25 protein-coding genes are annotated in these 18713 nt (G+C 40.0%); 20 read left to right on the forward strand and 5 right to left on the reverse strand.

Annotated elements, in window-relative coordinates:
- Positions 1 to 46 precede the first annotated feature (46 nt).
- The 3 genes from E7303_RS13320 to tnpA form a co-directional block, all read right to left on the reverse strand.
- Complete coding sequence (locus E7303_RS13320; RefSeq protein WP_292145847.1) at positions 47 to 925, reverse strand: IS66 family transposase; 879 nt, start codon at positions 923 to 925, stop codon at positions 47 to 49.
- Positions 926 to 1212: 287 nt separating this feature from the next.
- Positions 1213 to 1605, reverse strand: a complete 393-nt coding sequence (tnpB, locus tag E7303_RS13325; RefSeq protein WP_292145848.1) for an IS66 family insertion sequence element accessory protein TnpB — start codon at positions 1603 to 1605, stop codon at positions 1213 to 1215.
- The gene (gene tnpA, locus E7303_RS13330; protein ID WP_292145849.1) at positions 1565 to 1966 is read right to left on the reverse strand and encodes an IS66 family insertion sequence element accessory protein TnpA; all 402 of its coding nucleotides are present in this window, start codon (positions 1964 to 1966) and stop codon (positions 1565 to 1567) included. The genes tnpB and tnpA overlap by 41 nt, the downstream gene beginning before the upstream one ends.
- Positions 1967 to 2159: 193 nt before the next feature.
- On the opposite strand from tnpA, the gene E7303_RS13335 reads away from it, so the two are divergent.
- From E7303_RS13335 to E7303_RS13395, 13 genes are all read left to right on the forward strand, one after another.
- Positions 2160 to 3170: a MerR family transcriptional regulator gene (locus E7303_RS13335; RefSeq protein ID WP_292145850.1), complete on the forward strand. Its 1011-nt coding sequence runs from the start codon at positions 2160 to 2162 to the stop codon at positions 3168 to 3170.
- 43 nt (positions 3171 to 3213) lie between these two features.
- Complete coding sequence (locus E7303_RS13340) at positions 3214 to 3672, forward strand: hypothetical protein (protein WP_292145851.1); 459 nt, start codon at positions 3214 to 3216, stop codon at positions 3670 to 3672.
- Positions 3673 to 3892: 220 nt separating this feature from the next.
- Positions 3893 to 4444: a helix-turn-helix domain-containing protein gene (locus E7303_RS13345; protein WP_292145852.1), complete on the forward strand. Its 552-nt coding sequence runs from the start codon at positions 3893 to 3895 to the stop codon at positions 4442 to 4444.
- Positions 4413 to 4733 (forward strand): helix-turn-helix domain-containing protein, encoded by a 321-nt coding sequence (locus tag E7303_RS13350; protein WP_292145853.1) that lies wholly within the window; start codon positions 4413 to 4415, stop codon positions 4731 to 4733. The genes E7303_RS13345 and E7303_RS13350 overlap by 32 nt, the downstream gene beginning before the upstream one ends.
- A 155-nt stretch (positions 4734 to 4888) precedes the next feature.
- Complete coding sequence (locus E7303_RS13355) at positions 4889 to 5431, forward strand: type IV toxin-antitoxin system AbiEi family antitoxin domain-containing protein (RefSeq protein ID WP_035764909.1); 543 nt, start codon at positions 4889 to 4891, stop codon at positions 5429 to 5431.
- 5 nt (positions 5432 to 5436) lie between these two features.
- On the forward strand, positions 5437 to 6237 hold the full coding sequence (locus tag E7303_RS13360) for a nucleotidyl transferase AbiEii/AbiGii toxin family protein (RefSeq protein ID WP_292145854.1): 801 nt from the start codon (positions 5437 to 5439) through the stop codon (positions 6235 to 6237).
- A gap of 348 nt (positions 6238 to 6585) precedes the next feature.
- Positions 6586 to 6888, forward strand: coding sequence for a Dabb family protein (locus tag E7303_RS13365; protein ID WP_292145855.1), 303 nt, complete (start codon positions 6586 to 6588; stop codon positions 6886 to 6888).
- 3 nt (positions 6889 to 6891) lie between these two features.
- Positions 6892 to 7302 carry a peptide deformylase gene (locus E7303_RS13370; RefSeq protein WP_292145856.1) on the forward strand — a complete coding sequence of 137 codons (411 nt, stop codon included), beginning with the start codon at positions 6892 to 6894 and terminating at the stop codon, positions 7300 to 7302.
- Positions 7302 to 7685 (forward strand): VOC family protein, encoded by a 384-nt coding sequence (locus E7303_RS13375; protein ID WP_292145857.1) that lies wholly within the window; start codon positions 7302 to 7304, stop codon positions 7683 to 7685. The genes E7303_RS13370 and E7303_RS13375 overlap by 1 nt, the downstream gene beginning before the upstream one ends.
- Before the next feature lie 10 nt (positions 7686 to 7695).
- Positions 7696 to 8301: a DUF1349 domain-containing protein gene (locus E7303_RS13380; RefSeq protein WP_292145859.1), complete on the forward strand. Its 606-nt coding sequence runs from the start codon at positions 7696 to 7698 to the stop codon at positions 8299 to 8301.
- A gap of 268 nt (positions 8302 to 8569) precedes the next feature.
- Positions 8570 to 8896, forward strand: coding sequence for a single-stranded DNA-binding protein (gene ssb / locus E7303_RS13385; protein WP_292145861.1), 327 nt, complete (start codon positions 8570 to 8572; stop codon positions 8894 to 8896).
- 202 nt (positions 8897 to 9098) lie between these two features.
- Positions 9099 to 10943, forward strand: a complete 1845-nt coding sequence (locus tag E7303_RS13390) for an IS1096 element passenger TnpR family protein (RefSeq protein WP_292145863.1) — start codon at positions 9099 to 9101, stop codon at positions 10941 to 10943.
- A 227-nt stretch (positions 10944 to 11170) separates the two neighbouring features.
- A complete protein-coding gene (locus E7303_RS13395) occupies positions 11171 to 11593 on the forward strand; it encodes a hypothetical protein (protein ID WP_292145864.1) in 423 nt (140 codons plus the stop codon).
- Between the two features lie 146 nt (positions 11594 to 11739).
- On the opposite strand, the gene E7303_RS13400 is transcribed toward E7303_RS13395, so the two are convergent.
- Together E7303_RS13400 and E7303_RS13405 are read right to left on the reverse strand one after the other, a co-directional pair.
- Positions 11740 to 12054, reverse strand: coding sequence for a hypothetical protein (locus tag E7303_RS13400; RefSeq protein WP_292145865.1), 315 nt, complete (start codon positions 12052 to 12054; stop codon positions 11740 to 11742).
- A 35-nt stretch (positions 12055 to 12089) separates the two neighbouring features.
- Positions 12090 to 13532 carry a hypothetical protein gene (locus tag E7303_RS13405; protein ID WP_292145866.1) on the reverse strand — a complete coding sequence of 481 codons (1443 nt, stop codon included), beginning with the start codon at positions 13530 to 13532 and terminating at the stop codon, positions 12090 to 12092.
- 278 nt (positions 13533 to 13810) lie between these two features.
- Between E7303_RS13405 and E7303_RS13410 the strand changes: the two genes are divergently transcribed.
- The 7 genes from E7303_RS13410 to E7303_RS13440 all read left to right on the forward strand — a co-directional run bounded on the left by E7303_RS13410 (position 13811) and on the right by E7303_RS13440 (position 18634).
- Positions 13811 to 14572: a tRNA(His) guanylyltransferase Thg1 family protein gene (locus tag E7303_RS13410; RefSeq protein WP_292145867.1), complete on the forward strand. Its 762-nt coding sequence runs from the start codon at positions 13811 to 13813 to the stop codon at positions 14570 to 14572.
- 17 nt (positions 14573 to 14589) lie between these two features.
- Positions 14590 to 15636 carry an RNA ligase (ATP) gene (locus tag E7303_RS13415; RefSeq protein WP_292145868.1) on the forward strand — a complete coding sequence of 349 codons (1047 nt, stop codon included), beginning with the start codon at positions 14590 to 14592 and terminating at the stop codon, positions 15634 to 15636.
- An 18-nt stretch (positions 15637 to 15654) separates the two neighbouring features.
- Complete coding sequence (locus E7303_RS13420) at positions 15655 to 16242, forward strand: metallophosphoesterase (protein ID WP_292145869.1); 588 nt, start codon at positions 15655 to 15657, stop codon at positions 16240 to 16242.
- Positions 16243 to 16317: 75 nt separating this feature from the next.
- Complete coding sequence (locus E7303_RS13425; RefSeq protein ID WP_292145870.1) at positions 16318 to 16836, forward strand: hypothetical protein; 519 nt, start codon at positions 16318 to 16320, stop codon at positions 16834 to 16836.
- Positions 16837 to 16895: 59 nt separating this feature from the next.
- A complete protein-coding gene (locus E7303_RS13430) occupies positions 16896 to 17123 on the forward strand; it encodes a hypothetical protein (protein WP_292145871.1) in 228 nt (75 codons plus the stop codon).
- 97 nt (positions 17124 to 17220) lie between these two features.
- Positions 17221 to 17826 carry a type IV toxin-antitoxin system AbiEi family antitoxin domain-containing protein gene (locus E7303_RS13435; protein ID WP_292145872.1) on the forward strand — a complete coding sequence of 202 codons (606 nt, stop codon included), beginning with the start codon at positions 17221 to 17223 and terminating at the stop codon, positions 17824 to 17826.
- Between the two features lie 16 nt (positions 17827 to 17842).
- Complete coding sequence (locus E7303_RS13440) at positions 17843 to 18634, forward strand: nucleotidyl transferase AbiEii/AbiGii toxin family protein (RefSeq protein WP_292145874.1); 792 nt, start codon at positions 17843 to 17845, stop codon at positions 18632 to 18634.
- Positions 18635 to 18713 lie beyond the last annotated feature (79 nt).

Below are 18713 nucleotides of genomic sequence, written 5' to 3' on the forward strand. Positions count from 1 at the left end.
TTAGTACATTGAAAACTCAAGAATAATCGGAAAAAAGTAGCTTGCTTCACATAACATAGCACTTTCCATAAGACGAATTATGTAAAGCTTTACATAACTCATCAGCATGGATAACACTGCTGTCATAGATGAGTTCGTGAATGCGGTCATATACAAGAGAAAGGTATCTTTCAGCACTTTTTATGACCCAGTTAGCCATGGTATTGGTTGCAAGGTTGATTCCGTTATCCTTGTAAGCTCTTGCCTGTCTTTCAAGAGGAATTGCATTTACATATTTACCATTGAGGATTGATGCAACAAGTGCAGGCGTAGCAATGCTGTTACGGAAAAGATCAACTGGCCTTTCAGCCCTTATGATCTTTCCGTTGTTGTCCTTGGAAGTGTACACATGTACGTGATGCTCATCAACAATGAATGTTTCAGGAATTATATGAAGACGCTTGTAGACCTCTTCTGGAAGTTCCTTGTAACCATTAGGGAATTTCTCGGCGAGTTCTTCATCACTAAGCCTGTGATCGAATACTCGTGCTGGAAGTCCATCAAGATCAGCCTCACGCTTACCTTTGGTCTTGGAACGCTTGTAAGAAGAGATGATAACTTCGGTAATCTCTGGCTCAGGAGCGGATGGATTCTTTGTGGCTTCAGCTTCATTGAATGCATCGAAAAAAGAAAGCTGACCATCGATTTCTGATGCAGCTTCAGAATGCTTACCAAAGTGACGCTGGTTCATGATGCGGAGCTGTTCAGCAAATATCTCAAGCTGGCGAGCCTGATCAGCGAGCTGATCATTAGCTTTATCAAGCTGAGCGTTTGCCTTGTCGAGTTGTTCCTGCATCAAGGCAAGCTGTTCCTGTAGGGAAGATGTGATGATGATCAAAGCTTCCTTTGGGAGATTATTCAGTTGATCATTTGATAACTGCATCATAGAAATTTTCTCCTTGATTACTCTGTAATTATAGCAAAGTAGCGGAGTTTAGGCTAATAGCAGCGGATTTAAGCCTCGGCAAAATGCCTATTAATAGACATTAATCTTTGGCTGAATAAGAAGTCTTATACTAAAGCTTTAAATAAAAAGAAAAGTGCCGTGTAGAGCCTGTCATGACCGCAAAAAGGGCTTAATGGTCGTGATAAGCTGTGCACAGCACCCATAGAAACAGATGGGAAAGCAGCAGAGTAAAAATCTCTGTTTTGCACAAAGAATTGAATACAGAATCAAGCAGAATAGCCGGGCTGGATATCGTAGATAAGCGGATCCAATGCAAAACCCTGCATCAGCCACTTGAACTGCTCAGGTCGTAACTGCCTAAGCTCCTCGCTGGTCCTTGGCCAGACAAATCGTCCCTGTTCGACGCGTTTGTAAAGAAGCAGGAACCCGTCTCCTTCCCAGAGAAGGCCTTTGATCCTGGTTGAAGATCTTCCACAGAAAAGAAAGAGTGTGTTGGGAACAAAGAGGTTAACCTTGTACTTCCTCTCAATGATGGCAGCAAGGGAATCTATCCCGCATCGTAAGTCTGTGTATCCGCAAACTACATAGACTGCAGGAAAGTAATTAAAGTCAGCATCCTTAAGCATGACGCACCGCCTTAATGATGCCGGATATGACATCGTCCGATGCATTAGAACCAATCTCAATGTGGATATCGCCAAGTGATATTGAGACGGGAGAAATGACTTTTGTCGATTCGCGCAATTCGCGCAAATCGTGCGAAGGAGCCTCGACATTTTGTGTGGGAGCAGGAAGAGACGGGGTAATGACAGATGGTGGGGATAATGGGACAATCTCTGGCAGAGTAACATCCTTAAGAGCAGTTTCTTTGAGTAAATGCTTCCAGTAATTGTAGGCATGAAAGGTATAACCGGTCTGGTTGCACCATTGCCTGATGGTCAGACCACTTTCGGCCTGATCTTTGATAAGAGCGGCCCACTTGGCCATTTTAGCTTGATGGATCTTTTGTTTTGCATTCATGAGAAATACCTCCTTGGAATTTAGACACGAATCGCGCGATTCGCGCAAATCGAGTAAACATATTTGGGAAAATCATCTCATGAATGTGCTACAATTGACAGAGTACGGATTATTGAGGACTTACGCACTAAGTGCAGGGGTATATGATTTAAACGTAATGAAAAAGCATTAGTGAATATCGTGGAGGTTTTTGATGAGAAAAATCATTGATGACAAAGAGATGTTTTCAACTGATGAAGTATATAAAATCACGGGTGTTAAAGAAAGCACATTAAGAGTTTATGAAGCGAAAGGCTTGCTTATTCCAAAGAGAATCTCCCAAGGAAAGCTACAATATAAATGGTATAGCGAGGAAGATTTATTCAAATTGAATATTATTAGAATTTATGTGAGATTACACTATTCTTTAGATAAAATAAAAGAACTGATTGAAGAGAAGAATAGCGATTATGTTAGCATTTTAGACTCACAGATTCTAGCACTCAGAAGAGAGGCGGCTGAAATCAATCAGTTAATCGAATTTGCTGAAGCTGGTAAAAAATTTGGAGTAGGGGCTTTGGCAGGCGGATCTTATAAAGGGCTTAGTGTAGATCAATTTTTCGAAAAGCATCCAGCGGAAATGGCAGAACTTGAACAAGACGAGGATGATACTTTTAATGAAATGCTCATTTCATTAAAGCGAACGAGAAGTAGGCGTTATAAGAACCCCAAAATACAGGAAGTCATTCAGAATTACATGGGGTGTTGTGACTCGCCGGAAGATTACCTTGGTGAGTTCTTGCTATTGATGGCATTGGTGGGCGAGAGTGATTATACAAAAAAGTGTCGAGAAATACTTGGTGATGGAAGTGTAGAGCTTGTTGTTAAAGCGATTATTTATAGGTTCCTCATTGATATGGATAATAGGCTTAAGGATATACGTTCAGAATTTGAGTCAATTGATAACATTATTAAGCGCAGAGTATATCTTATTAACATGGCTAAACGAATAGAGAAAAGCATTGATAAATCACATATATTTGAAAAAATCGAGCTACAGGAAGCACTTCAAAATGCTGCAGAGAGGCTTGGCTTTCCAAATAAAGTAGAGCTTTTCATGGCAATTATAGATAGTACAGATGGAAGGCTGATTGATGATGATATGGTTTCTTTTTTGTATGAAAGATTAGTTACATCGTTTGATCCACATTTATTGTGGAAATAGCTATAGTTTGTGGTGTGTTTACAGAAAGTAGAGGTATTAGATTATGAAACACAATGACAGAGTTGCAATTAAAGGAACGGTCTCCCGTAAAACTGCTGAGGCTATGAAGCGCGGCGAAATTGAATCAAATAATGGACTGAGAAAGGCTTCAGGTAGGCGAAGCTGGAATCCAGAGCAACCTGAATTTGAGCTGGATGAAACCCCTTCATGGGCACAAGAACTGAAGAATGAAATTAGACGAACTGTGACAGATGTTGCTATTGAGGAACTCGATTATACATTAAGAAATCGTGTTTTTCCAGCCATGGAAGATTTATTCTATGACAAAGTAGTTCCTTTTCTTTTTCATAAATGGGAGAACAGAAGCGCTGTATCAGAGGCTGGCGTTAAAGAAGTGAAGCAGCCAATCGAAGAGAATATGGATAATATAATTCAATTCAGTGATTGCCGCGACAATAAAGATTGTAAGGCAACGATGCTATCCCTGCAGAAGCTAAATTAGAATAATAAAGATCCAAATTTGCAGTCTTCCAATACCGGAAGGCTGCTTTTTTGTTACATTAAAAATCATATAATTAATATAGGACTGTTGCCGATCTAGTGCGGGATTGAAACTATTTCCTTATCGTGAAACAAATGGTACAGGATGATGGAATTTCGAAAACAAGTATTTTTCATTACAATAATGTAGACACAAGTCTCCGGAAGGGAGGAAACCGCACTTGATCGAGGAAGAGATAGCAAAGCGCTTTGTAGAATTACTGAAAAAGCGCAATCTTACAACATACAAGTACACCAAGAACTGCAGCGTATCTAAGAACAGCGCATATAATGTGAGTCAGGGCAAAAACGTCCGCATTGACACGCTGAATCAGATATGTGAAGACTTGGGAATCAATCTTCATAAGTTCTTTGAATACCAGGATAAAGAGGATATTACTTTATCAGAGGACGAGAAGATTTTGATTGATGATTACAGAACCACTACCAAGAGTTGGCCAAGAGCTGAATTTGACTTAAGTAGCACCCTTAAGGTGCAAGCAAGATCATCATGGAGTCTGCAAAACGGAGATATAGCCAATAGGTTTAATCCTATAGGTTTATTTCGAGTTTTGCAGGCTCTTTTGTTTTGCAATTGTAACTATTGTTGTGCTCTTGGCAGCGGCGTATGTCTCCGTTTTGTGAGAACTCCGGAATGGAGGAAAAATGAACACACAGAACATGGAGACAATCGGAGGAAGATTGAAAGCACTGAGATTGAAGGAGGAATTTAGTCAGGAACAATTGGCGGATGAACTATCTTTTGGATCTAAGAGTATGGTATCGCAGTACGAGAGCAACAAAAGAGCAATCACAATTGATGCACTACTGGAGTATTCCAATAGGTTTAATGTGACAACAGACTGGATTCTTAAAGGTGTTTTAGCACCAGCGTTTGTAGAGCCGAGAGAGTTGTATAAAGCGTTTGGATATGAAGATGTGATTGAGGTGTATTCACGGATTAAGGATTCCCAGATGCAACAGGTGGCCTTGGCGCAGCTAAAAGTTTTAGCTGAATTTTAAAGGTGTGTGAGCGGAGTAAATATACACACTAGAGGTGTGTCGTGTGTATGTTTACTCAAATTTATGTTGCGATTGAGCAGAAGATATCCTATAATTAAAGTAAACATACACACAATGGTGATGTAGTGTGTATATTTACTTTAAAGGAGGGAGATATGCTTCTTACATATAATGAATGTATAGATAAATATGGAAGCGACTATAGACTCAAAAAAGAGATCCTTAGTGGAAATATCTTCATGAAAGAAAAGGGAATATATTCTACTAGACGCAATATATCAGATATTGAAGTAATAATGAGTAAATATCCTAAAGCTGTATTTACTGATAAGAGTGCATATTATTATCACTCTCTTACAGATGTCATTCCCGATTATTTTCATCTTGCTACAAAGAGGGAAGATAGTCGGATTAGAGATAGTCGCGTAAAACAATCTTTTTTAAAAGATGAAATTTTTGATGCTGGCATTGAAGAGATGCAATACAATAATATATCCATCAGGATATATAATAGGGAACGCATGCTGGTAGAATTGATGAGATTTAGGTCCAAAATACCTTTTGACTATTATAAAGAAATCATTCAAAATTATCGACGTATCACCGAAGAAATGGATTTTGGTCTTGTAGAAGATTATGCCTACATGTTCCATAAAGGCGAAATTATTATGAATCAGATACAGATGGAGGTTCTTTGATATAAATGAATTTACATGATGAAGTAGAAAAGATTAAAGGTGAAGGGTATAGTGAAGCAAATGCTGAAGCTAAGCTATGCCAGGATATAGTGCTTAAAGCAATTGCAGAGAGTGGAATGGGGAGAAATGCCACGATTAAGGGCGGTGTTGTAATGCGCAGTATTTCTAAGAATGCCAGACGTGCTACGCAGGATCTTGACCTTGATTTTATAAGATATTCAATTTCGGATGATTCTATTAAAAGATTTATAGGAAAGCTGAACTGTCTTGATGGCTTAAAGATTGGTATTGCAGGCAACATCACAGAACTTAATCATCAGGACTACAAGGGGAAAAGGATTACACTAACCGTTGAAGATACAGAAGGAACAATGCTTTCCCTTAAGATGGATATAGGTGTTCATGCTGATCTTACCATTGAACAGGAAGAATATGCTTTTGATGTAGGCTTCCAGGATGATGCAGTCAGCCTTTTGATTAATTCCAGACATCAGATGATTACTGAGAAATTGAAATCACTTGTAAGATTCGGAAGCCGTTCTACAAGATATAAAGATGTGTTTGATATTTATTATCTGAAGGAAGAGGTTGATGTTGATAAACTTAGGGGATGTATTGAAAAATACATTTTCGCCGATAATACTCTGAGAAATGTCACCTCGATGGATGAAGTGGTAAAGAGGGTTGAGCGAGTATTTACTAATAAGAAATATATAAGTGATCTTGAAAAGTCTGGTAAAAATTGGCTTGGAGTGTCAACAGATACGGTGCTAAAAGAAGATGTGGATTTTCTAAAAAGTATTTAGGCAAAGAATGGAATGAATTATTTTAGGGCTAAAGTTTCTAGCCCTATCATACAAAATGGGATATTTGAAACTGGAAAAGGAAATCTGTTCGAATATATAGAGGCGGCAAAATTTAATGTAGATGCTACAGCTAAGGGCTCTAAATTAATTGCTTGTTTTGAATTAAATGAAACTTTTTTGAAAAAACTTGTTAAGAACATATTATAAGTATAATCCTATATTATGTGGTTTAAAATAGGATAGGTGAAAAAATACGCAAAATATAGTAAGAGTTTATATAAAATGTATGGAATCTATGATGCGCTTGAGCGGAACAAGGAATTGATGGAAAGGATAAGGGGGACGAGAATGGTTAAGCATGTGATTTTATGGACACTTAAGGATGAGCTTTCAGCAGAAGAGAAGGCTGCAGTAAAGCAGGGAATAAAGGAAGGCCTTGAAGGACTAAAGGGAAAGGTACCCGGAATCGTTGATATCAAGGTTAACATCAATGGCCTTGAGTCTTCAAATGCAGACCTGATGCTGGATTCAACTTTTGAGAGCGTAGAGGCACTTAAGGGATATTCAGTACATCCTGAGCACGTGGCAGTAGCTGATTCCAAGGTAAAACCTTACACCAAGATCAGAAGCTGCCTGGATTTTGAGGTTTAAAGAATGGTAAAGAAAATTGTCAGAGACCAGTTCTTTTTACAACAGAAGTCTGAGCCTGCAACAGAGGCAGACAGGCAGGTTGTAGAAGATCTTTTGGATACATTGAGAGCAAATCAGGACAGGTGCGTGGGCATGGCCGCGAACATGATAGGAGTGAAAAAGCAGATCATTGTTGTGGCTATGGGACCATTTATTGTTCCTATGATAAATCCGGTTATTACAAAGAAGACCGGAGAGTATCAGACGGAGGAGAGCTGTCTTTCTCTGGACGGCGTAAGGCCTTGCACCAGATATAAAGAAATTGAGGTCGATTACCTGGATACGGACTTCAAGCCAAAGCACGGTAAATACAACGGTTTCACGGCTCAAATAATCCAGCATGAAATAGATCATTTTTCAGGAGTGTTAATCTGATGAAAATAGAGCATATCGCTATGTATGTGAATGACTTGGAAGCCGCAAGGGACTTCTTTGTTAAGTATCTGGGCGGTACGTCCAATGATGGCTATCATAATAAAAATACAGACTTCAGGTCTTTCTTTATTTCTTTTGCAGATGGAGCAAGGCTTGAACTGATGACAAAGCCTGAAATTATAGACGCAGAAAAGCCGCTGACTCGTACCGGATATGCGCATGTGGCTTTCTCGGTTGGTAGCAAAGAGAAGGTTGATGAGCTGACTGATCGCCTTGAGAACGATGGTTTTGAATTGGTCAGTGGCCCAAGGACTACCGGCGATGGATATTATGAGAGCTGCATCGTTGCTATTGAAGGAAATCAGATAGAGATTACTGTTTAAAGGAGAAGAGATGGATATATCGAAATTCACTTGGACTAGAGAACCTAAGAGTTACAGTAAGACAGAGAATAAGATTACTGTGACGACATTACCGCATACAGATCTATGGCAGAGGACGTACTACCATTTCAGGAATGATAATGCGCCTGTGTTTCAGATGGAGACTGAAGAAAAGTTCTTCTCTTTTGTGGTGAAAACGGATTTTGCTGACAGCCATCACCGCTTTGACCAGTGCGGAGTTGTTATGTACCTGGATAGTGAGAACTGGCTGAAGGGCTCAATTGAGTATGAGAACGAGGAGTTCCAGCACCTTGGATCAGTTGTTACCAATCACGGTTATTCTGACTGGGCAACTACTGAGATTCCTGCGTCAGTGAAGTCTATGTGGTATAGGCTGAGCCGCAGAGAAGATGATTACTGTATCGAATGCTCAGATGATGGAAATAAGTGGAAGCAGATGAGAGTTTGCCATATGCATGAGGGTGCTGGCAAGGTGAGATTTGGAATATATGCATGTTCGCCGGAAGATAGCTCTTTTACCGCAGAGTTTACAAACATGGCTATGACAGAGTGTGCGTGGAAGGCACATGATGGACAGAAGCCGGATGAGGAATAAAATGAATAAATGTTTAAGCCCCCACCAGGGGATGTGCTTTCAGTTCTATGAAGGCAAGGCTGATGCGAGGGTACCTGAAACGGTCAGCATCAGCCTATTCTTATGATATGTAAGGACATCCCAAAATCCTTACAAGAGGTGTTTCTATCATACTATAATTACATTGAAATTTATATTAAATACCGATTAAATTTGAACGGAGAGAGATTATGCAGGGAAGTATCCAGTAATTACATTGTGCGGAAGCACTAGGTTTAAAGACCAGTTCATGGAGGCACAGAACCTTGCAGTGAACAGACTCTTTAAAAAGGACGATACAGATCAGTCTGCAGACTTCATCAGCATCGTTGCCTTCAAAAATCAGGCTGACTTTCTGGAGAAGTTCGGCAAAAAGGGAGTCAAGCTCCTGATCACAGGCCGCATCCAGACCGGTAGCTATGACAAGGGTGGAACCCGCATTTACACCACCGATGTCATCGCTGAACAGCTTGAGTTTGCAGAGAGCAAGAGCTCCGGTGAAACATCAGAATCAGCTCCTGAGTCCGGAGATGGTTTCACCAATATACCGGATGATGCGGACATGCCATTCCACTAATAGGTGGAATTTACCTTTGGGTAGCCTTGCAGAAATGCAGGGCTACCAGCTTTTTTTGTGCCGCGAACCTTATCTTTTGCAAAAAACAAAAGGTAAGGTTGACACGAATATGAATTTATCTTTAAACTGAAACTGTAGCTACTACCTGATGACGATCAGGAAAAGAAACCGTTAACTTTTGGATTACAGGAGACAGTAGCAGATGGATGAAAGAGACGATCTTTATGATCTCATTATTGAAGAATATCATAAGACAGGTTCTGTATCCCAGGTTGCAGAGAACCTTAATACAAACAAAATAAAAGTACGCCGTGTTCTGATAACAGAAGGCCTCTGGGAGAGCAGATCCAGTAAGCAGGTTGGAGAACTTTTTGCCCAGGGCATGAGTGTAAAAGAGATTGCAAAAGAGCTCTGCATGTCAGAGAAAAATGTTCAGTCCTACATGCCATATACCAGAGGAGCCTACGGCGGAAGTAAGAGTAATGATGCTGAGAGAAGTGGGGAGTATCGTGCAAGACAGATTAGTGCTGAGACCAAGCAGCCATCAGTAAAAAGGGTCAAGGGCTTGGAAGGAATAAAACAGCAGCCGGAGACAGTATCTGATAATGTGGTCCAGTTTAAGCAAAAGACATATCTGACAAAGCCTGCTTATGAGAAGCCGGCAGAAGATAATAGCGGTAGCTTTGAAAGATTTCCCAGTGTTCTGAAGCTCCGATTTGAGATGGTATCACCATACAAATCGGATGTGGGTAAGCTTGATATGAATCCTGAGGAAGAAGCTGCCTTCCTTAAAAATGCCAAGGCAGAAGAGGGACTGATCCGTGATGTTCTGGTCCATGGACAGATGAATCTTCATGCGATTCATTACATGATCCAGAGACTCTTTGGCTGGCAAAACTGTCACCTTCACAACTATAGTCTTTCTGAAAAAGACTTCGACATGGTAACAAAGGGACAGAGGATTGGTGAGTACCTTAAGCTGTGCGGAACTATCTTCAGGTATCCCGATGCAGGTCTTGAGGACAGGTTTTGGGATGATGATTACCACAAGGGAATCAGTGTAAAGAGCTGGCTAAGGACCAAGTACACCTATGGTTACAGAGACTTCTCTGTTGATGATACCTTTATCAAAAACTACGAGTATGTTGAACAGTTCAAGAAGACCTACAAGAGAGGCCTTGTTAATCCCAAAATGACTCTGGAGAACTTCAGAAGAGTCCATGTTTTTGAAAATTCAGAGAATTTCCTTCTTGAGGGAATATGTGTAAGAGACCTTTTTGCAACTGCCTATGAAGGTAAGTTTGATGAAGCATTCTGGAGAACCTTCATGGACGATATGATTCGTGAAAAAAAACAGGATGTTGAAGAAGTCAGGAAGGAGTCTTTAGAGGACTACAAGCTGATTCTGGATACCTTGAAGGATCTTAATAACCTTAGAACCAATATCCTTAACATAGATAAGGCCATAAGGTTTGGGCAGGCCGATGATGTACAGAAATTTTACAACATGAATCCCTATGAAGTGATCAGTAGCCAGAAAGCTCTGGTTCGTGACATGGAAGAAAAGCTTGGTCCATACCTTGCGGATGAGAAGCCCAAAATCTTCCCCTTCACGGATGCAATCTACTATAACTATGACTACGGCGATGACTGGTGCGTGAAGATAACATGCCTTGACGCGTATACTGCAAATGATGATTATGACATCGACTGTGCTACCAGATTCAAGGAAATTGACGGACAGCTGTATATGCCCAAAAGGATTCCGTGGAACGAGCTCCAGTATAGGGATCTTAGTGGAAAAATAGTTGATGATGATCTCCGCGAAAAGCTCCAGACAGTTTACCTCAAGACCTTCCCAATCTGTGTTCATGCTGATGGCATTAATGTCATGGACGATGTGGGCGGAGTTTTCAGATTCAAGGAATTTCTTGAAAAGATAAATAGCACAGATCCTGAGGATCGTGAGGAAAGAGAAGAACTAAAATACTGGGCAAAGGGCCAGGGCTGGACCGGAAGAAAGATTAAGCCGGAGAACATGTTATAACATAATAGAAATGCAGTATGGAGGCGGCTTTGAACTGCCTCCAATTTTTATGCTGTTTTGGTTTGGTATTTATGTGGGATTCAAGATATTGAAAACAATAACACGGGTAAAGTGCTGATGAATGCTGCGATTTTGGAGGGGTAATTATCGGACACATCAACGTATATTATGGGATCATAGAAAAAAGCAAGACACGTAGCAATGATTTTTGCAGAAGGAGGCACACTATGATTCAGCACGTAAACTTTGATTATGTAGCAGGCCAGAACATTACATACGGAATAATTGGCAGAGGCATTTTGGGCAGCAACAGAAACCTTCGTAATCTTTCCAACCACACCGTGATCATAGCCTGTGACGATATCATGGATGAGTCCGTTATAAGAGAGACAGCAGACGTTATCCTCACAAGAGGTTGCAAAAACGTTGCCTTCTGCGGAGAAGCTTCCGAAGACCTCAGGACTATCTTCAATGAAGAGGATCTTGAGATCAACGGATATGAAGATTTCGCAGTTATGAGAGGAATTGAAGACATCGAGGACCTTGCAGAGGAAGTATCAACCTGTTGGAACGAAGTCCTTATCCTTTGCAGCAACATGTCTTTGGTAAAAGATTGCCAGGAGTCATTAAGAGAAGCAGTTTACGCATAACATTAACATTCTGAGGAGGTTGGTATGGAACGATTGATTTACTGGATAAAGAAATGCATACATCGTAACAATAGATTCTGCAAACACTTCTGCGTGACCTGCGAGTTTTATGAGTTCTGCAGGAGAGACGGGGGTCTCTGTTATAGTTAAAGACTTCTCCAAGGCAAGTATTCACTCTCAGCGATATATCTTTTGATCAGCTGGTCTTCATTAAGGCTTTCATATTTATGGTAGAAGTCCAGCAGGTCATTGTTTACCGACCTGTTCAAGAATTTTATTAGTGGGGCATCGTCACCTTCGACAGGATCAATGCCATTGATCTGATTATCGGTATACTTTTTCGTAAGTGATTTCAAGATACGGAACTTCGAGGATAATCTTCCGATCATAAAACCTTCAGCGTAACCTCTGCTATAAAAACTATTAAAATCACGGCTGGTTTTGTCATCATATTCAAGCATATTTGGACCTCTCTTCCCAGGCCTGTTGTGCCTTATCAATTACCATGCTTCCTCTTAGCAGACCATTCTCCAAGATTGGTAAAAACAGCATTATATTTAGCGCTTCTGTTACTTCCATAGATCTGAAGCATATCCTCGGAAAGCTTAAGAAGAGTTGTATGGAAGGCTTCTTTTGCCAAATAGATTTCATTGATTTCATTGGCAACCCTTACACCAAATGAATTTTTAGCGTTACTACGAATTTTGTGAGTACATGCCTCGCCAAGAGCAACGGTATTTTTATTGATAAGAATGTTGCAGGTCGGGAGCTTTTCATAACAATATACTTTTGAAAAGAATCGGTCAGCAACCTCTTCTAAAAGCCTGATTCTTTTAGACTGCTGAGCATTTGGAGAAGCTGTGATGTCCAAACCTCCATTTTCTTCGCATAGTGTATACAAATCCTTGATTCCCAGATTGGTAAAATAGTGCGATACTCGTCTCATGCTACTGTAAGAAGAGCGCTGAAACCAGAAAAATGCTATCTTCCGTTGGTTTTTGTCACTGGGATGCGAAGGTGCTATTTCTGCGAGAAGTATATCTTTATATTTCTCATAAAACTTATTATGAACATCTTTGTTATTCGCAATTATTTCAATCAATCTGCTAATCTGGTAATTCCAATTACAGCCGTGATGAGCGTCTTGAAGTGTCAGCCATACTGGGGAAAATGCCTCCAGTATTTCCAGGGCAGCCACAGGATCTTCAAGCCGATCCAAAACCAAATCAATTGCACGTTGCATCATATAGCTGGAAAGAGTAATACGATCCCTGTCATCCTTATCAATATCCATGCTGTGGATACAGAAATATACCGGAAAAGGAAAGCTTTTCCTGAATTCAAGATTTATAAAAACGCCACCTTTCTTCTTTTTGCTGTTGCTTTTGAAAACTGCATATTCATCAGCCTTTGTTATAAGATTCCCAAAGCGTGGGTTTTCTTCATAGTAAAAAGAGTGAATCGTATAACAGGCATCTTTATATTGCTCGGCATTAACACCGGTTAATGTCAGTTTAGTAGTATCACTATAGGGGCGTGTATAGAGATCATATGCCAGAATCTTTTCAGATACGCCGTTGATGATCTGATCGGCTTGTGTTACTACAAGACGCCAATCCTGAGACTCCATGGTGATTCCAAGCTTCATGTCTCTATATGCAACCAGAGCGGCCATCTTAAAGCCTTCCCCAAAGTGCCCGGCATGGTGCTTGCCATCCTCTCTCTTGGTGGAGGCTCCAAGGTAGTAGAGCCATTCCTTGTTAAACCCCGATTCCGCTTCAAGAGTGAGAGTGTCATCTGAGTAGTCCATCTTAAACCCTGTGGCAAATTTTTCGGGGCCAACAGCGTCATAGAAGTTCTGAACAAAATTATTCATAATGGTATAAACACCCCATTTTATTGAATACCGCATGAGAATGTTGAGCTTTCTCGTTTCCATATAATACCTCTGGAATAAAAAATACATTATGGCGTCGCCATAATAGTTAATTGTAAAGGTTGACAATCGGATATGCATTCAACGCTTAGTTGAAGAGCCGAGATTAAACCACGAGTTAACTGACAGCCAGTATGTATAGGGATATCATTTAATTAAATGGATTGTGCGCCGTCACATTAATCCGGAGGTGGTGTGAAAATCAGATGGTGTCCACCTATCGGGCGTCGCCGTAACAGTCGGATTTACAAGATTTGGGAAAATAAGTATAGCAGGGAGAGATGATAGAAATGCGTTTTGATGAGATGGACAAAAAGATGCGTGTTTACGAGCAGTCCTTAGATCAGGTATTGCTTCCAGATATTTATATGGTGGCAAGGCTTGATGGCAGAGGCTTTACAAGACTTACTAAGGAAGTCTGTAATTTTGAAGCACCATTTGATGAAAAGTTTAGAGATATGATGGTGAAAACAACAAAAACTCTCATGGATTGCGGATTCAGAGTGGTATACGCCTATACAGAAAGCGATGAGATTTCATTATTGTTTGCGGCAGATGAAGATGCATTCGGCAGAAAAGTGCGCAAGTATAATTCAACACTTGCTGCTGAAGCTAGTGCAGTGTTTTCACTGGAACTTGGAATGGCAGCAACTTTTGATTGCAGAATGGTGCCTCTTCCTAATGCGGAGAGAGTTGAGGATTACTTCAGATGGCGTCAGGAAGATGCTAACAGGAATGCGCTAAATTCACATTGTTACTGGATGCTCCGAAAGGAGGGCACATCAGTTCATAAAGCTACGTCAAAGCTGAAAGGAAAAGGCGTTGCTTATAAAAATGAGCTGTTATTCAGCAGAGGAATCAACTATGATAAGTTGCCTTCATGGCAGAAACGAGGCGTAGGCATGTGGATAGAAGAGTATGGAAAAGAAGGATTTAATCCGCTTACTGGTGAAACAAAGATGACAACACGTAAAAGAATACATATAGATTACGAACTGCCGTCAGGTGATGAATATGGCAGCTTTATTCGGAAATTTACTTGAGGAGGATGAAAAGAAAAATGAGAAAATTAGCATCAATACAGAAGATAAAGGAAGTCTTTCCAATACCCGATGCAGACAGACTGGAACTTGTTCAGGTTCTTGGATGGAAGTGTGTCGGAGGAAAGGGAGAATTTTATGTGGGAGATCTGGTGGTCTATTTCGAGATAGATTCCTTTCTACCTGTATGTGAGGAGTTTGAATTCCTGAGAAAGAGTTCCTACAGAAGTAATGATTTTATGGGTGAAGGATTCAGATTAAAGACTATGAAGTTCAGGGGAGAGATATCCCAGGGATTATGCCTTGGGATTGATAAGCTCTCAAAGCTTCAGGGGATGAGTCTTGAAGAAGGAATGGATGTTACAGAGATCCTTGGAGTTCGCGAGTGGGAAATGCCAGAAAGGGCAGGATCAGGAGGAACCATGATAGGTGATCGGCCCGGATATATACCTAAGACTGATGAGACAAGGATACAGTCAGCGCCGGAGCTGCTTAATGAGTTTAAGGGGTTGCCTTATTACATAACAACCAAGATGGATGGTTCAAGTCATTCCATAGGTGTAAGGGATGGAGAAATTTCTTTTACCGGCCATAACTTCACTTATAAGGATGACGGAAAGTCAGCGTTTGTGGAGTATGTAAAAACAGCAGGTATTCCAGAAAAGATGAAGACATATGCAGAGGAACATGGACTGAGCTCTTTGGTTCTCCAGGGAGAATGGTGCGGGGAAGGAATACAGAAGAACAGACTTAGGCTTAAGAAGCCAGAGTGGTTTGTATTTACGGCAAGAGCTGATGATAAGAGAACTGACCTGGCAACGCTTAAGAAAATCTGCAGATATGTCGGATGTCAGATGGTTCCGGTGGAAGAGGAAGGCGATGATCTCTTAGCAAAGTATCCTGATGAGGCAGCTCTATTAGCAAGGGCAGAAGGTGTTGGATACAATGGGACAATAAGAGAGGGAATAGTAATAAGGCCTGTTACGCCTGTTCACTCTTATACACTTAGTGGGCCTTTATCAATGAAAGTGATAAACAACAAGTATCTAATGAAAAATGATGAGTGATCATAGACGGGAGGCAGCATGATATCAACTTTATATGAACCATTCAGGCACTGGTCAGAAAATGGATCTGTTTATATCCTGTCTGATACGCATTTTAAAGATTCTGATTGTAAACTCATGGACCCTGACTGGATAGAACCAGATGAACAGGTTAATATCCTGAATTCTGTGATCATGAAAAATGACACATTTGTCTGCTTGGGAGATGTTGGAAGTCCTGAATATATAAAAAAGCTCAGGGTCAGAAAGAAGATACTGCTTCTTGGAAACCATGACAGAAGGGGAGATTACAAGGACCTTTTCAATGAGATATATTCCGGTCCACTATTTATAGCAGACAAGATTCTTTTGTCACATGAGCCGGTATACGGACTTCCGTGGTGTCTTAACATCCATGGACATGACCACAGTAACATGGAGATGTACAAGGAAGGCTGCAAGCATTTAAACCTTGCAGCCAATGTATGCGGATATACTCCGGTCAATCTTGGAAAACTGATAAAAGACGGGATTCTATCTGATATCGACAGTATACACAGGATCACGATTGATCATGCAGTGGAGAAGAAAGAAAAGAAGTGGATTAGTAAAGAGACACATTCCTAATCACGGTTGGAATTACGATGTTTTGGGTGGAGACTAGCTAAAGCTGAGAAACAAATGCAAGAGGAACGAATACTAATGCATTCTACAATTTTTGTTTTGAGTGAAAATCCGATTTCGGAGAATGATGTTATTGACGATGATTTCTTTTCGGTGAGCCAGATAGAACGTCGAGGATATGATTATTGTAGTGTGACAAACCTTGAATATGAAGTCAGGGACTATTTTTCTATGTATTACTCCGAATTCTTTAAGACGGAGATTATGAAAACAGAGTATGAGGATTATCCTGAAGATAACTTTGTACAGTACAAGATGACTATAGCAAATCGTGAAAAATACATGAAAAACGTCTACAAAAGATACCGAAAAGCTTTAAAAAGTTTTAGCGATGTCCTTACATTAGAAAGACTTTTAAATGGTGAAGATAGAGAGATCAGCTATTTGCTATATAAGCTGCAGTGTATTATGGATGATACGTGTTCTATACAATTTTACAGTGATTATGGAGATTTCGAGAGCCCTGAGCAGTTAATGCGCCGCAGTAAGGATGGAGATGTTTATTATATAGTTGCTGCTTTTGACTATCATTTCTAAAATTGATTTAGTTATTTTTAGAAGAATCGACTGACATAGTAGGAAGAAGGCGGGAACGTATGAGTGATCTTCAGGAATTAACCAATGAACTTATGCAGGATCCTGAGTTTAAAAGTGAATATGAGGCACTTCAACCAGAAATGGATATCATAAGGGCGATACTTGATGCAAGAATCCATGCGGGTATGACTCGGTTGGAATTGTCAGAGAATGCTACAGGGGCGGATGTAAGCGATAACAGTATAGTAGAGCCTTGGAAACATGATATAGAAGCAGGCAAACTATAACTTACTAGCTTTGCTTAAGTCTAAAAGAGCTGAACAAAGTATAGAGTAAATACCGGTAAAAAATATGATATTACCGATATTTACTTGAATTAATTCTATGTACAGAGTATATTTAAGTAAAAGTAGGAATAAAAGCATTTTTTACCGAGGATTACTTAAAATGATTCTGTCATATGAAGAAGCAATAAAAGAATACGGCTCAGATTATAAACTCAAGAAGGCCATAGATTCAGGTGTAGTTTTTAAAATTGAAAATGGGATATATTCAAGTCGAAAGTACAATAATGAGCTGGAAGTTATATTAAAAAAATATCCAAAAGCCATACTTGCAGGAGAATATGCTTTCTATATTCACGGTCTTACAGATGTGATACCAGAGAAATATTCTCTCGCGACATATTCCAAAGCGGCTCGGATTACAGATAAGAGAGTGGAGCAGCTATATGTGCGTCAGGATCTTTTACTACTTGGAGTACAGGAAATAGAAAAGAATGGAGCTGTTATAAGAGTATATGATAAAGAACGCATGCTCATCGAACTTCTTCGGAATAAGAATTCTATGCCTTATGACATCTATAAAGAGATTCTGTTAAATTATAGGGGAATAATTGGGGACCTTGAAATATGGCGAATCCAGGAGTATGCCGAAAAATTCCCTAAAAGCAAAATGATTTCCAAAGCCCTGGATGAGGAGGTAATGTAAACTGGATATAAATGAAATGATAGATATGTACATGGAAGATGGCCTGACAAGAGAACTTGCCGCAGCTAGGGTCTGTCAGGATGTTGTTTTGAAGGCTATATCGATTGGACCGCTAAACAGGAATGTTACAATAAAAGGTGGCGTTGTCATGCGTAGTATTACTAACAATAACAGGCGGGCAACACGTGACATAGATCTGGACTTTATCCATTATTCTATTTCTGATGAATCTATAAGACTGTTTGTAGAGAAATTAAACTGCATAGATGGGCTCAATATTGCAATCACCGGCGATATCAAAGAACTAAAACATCAGGATTATCATGGGAAAAGTATAGAAGTATTGATCACTGATGAATCCGGAAACAGCATCAGCAGCAAGATCGACATTGGGGTACATAAGGATCTGGACGTCGAACAGGAAGAGTACTGCTTTGATGTTTGTATGGATGAAAACGGGGCGAGCCTGTTGAAAAACACAGTTGAACAGTCTTTTACAGAGAAATTGCGTTCTCTTCTGATATTTGGCAGCAATAGTCGAAGATACAAGGATATTTACGACATGTATTATCAAAAGACAGTTGCTAAAAGATATAAGCTTTTAAATTTGATTGACCACTATATATTTTCTGACTCTGGAATGAGAGAAAACACGATGGAAGAAATTATTACTCGAGTGTCGAATACATTTAAAGATAAACAATATTTGAAAAGAGTTGATAGCTCCAGGCAACGCTGGGTGGATGACGATATAAACGAAATAGCAGATGCCATTGTAAAATATCTGTCTGACCTTAATGTTTTGTAATAATCGATGAATGGCTTTCTAAAGGAGATGTAAACAGAAGCAAGAGGTTATGAGCCGGTTTAAACTAGACGTTTAATGC

Origin of the sequence: Butyrivibrio sp. (assembly GCF_015056685.1) — a bacterium.
Taxonomy (GTDB): Bacteria; Bacillota; Clostridia; order Lachnospirales; family Lachnospiraceae; genus Butyrivibrio.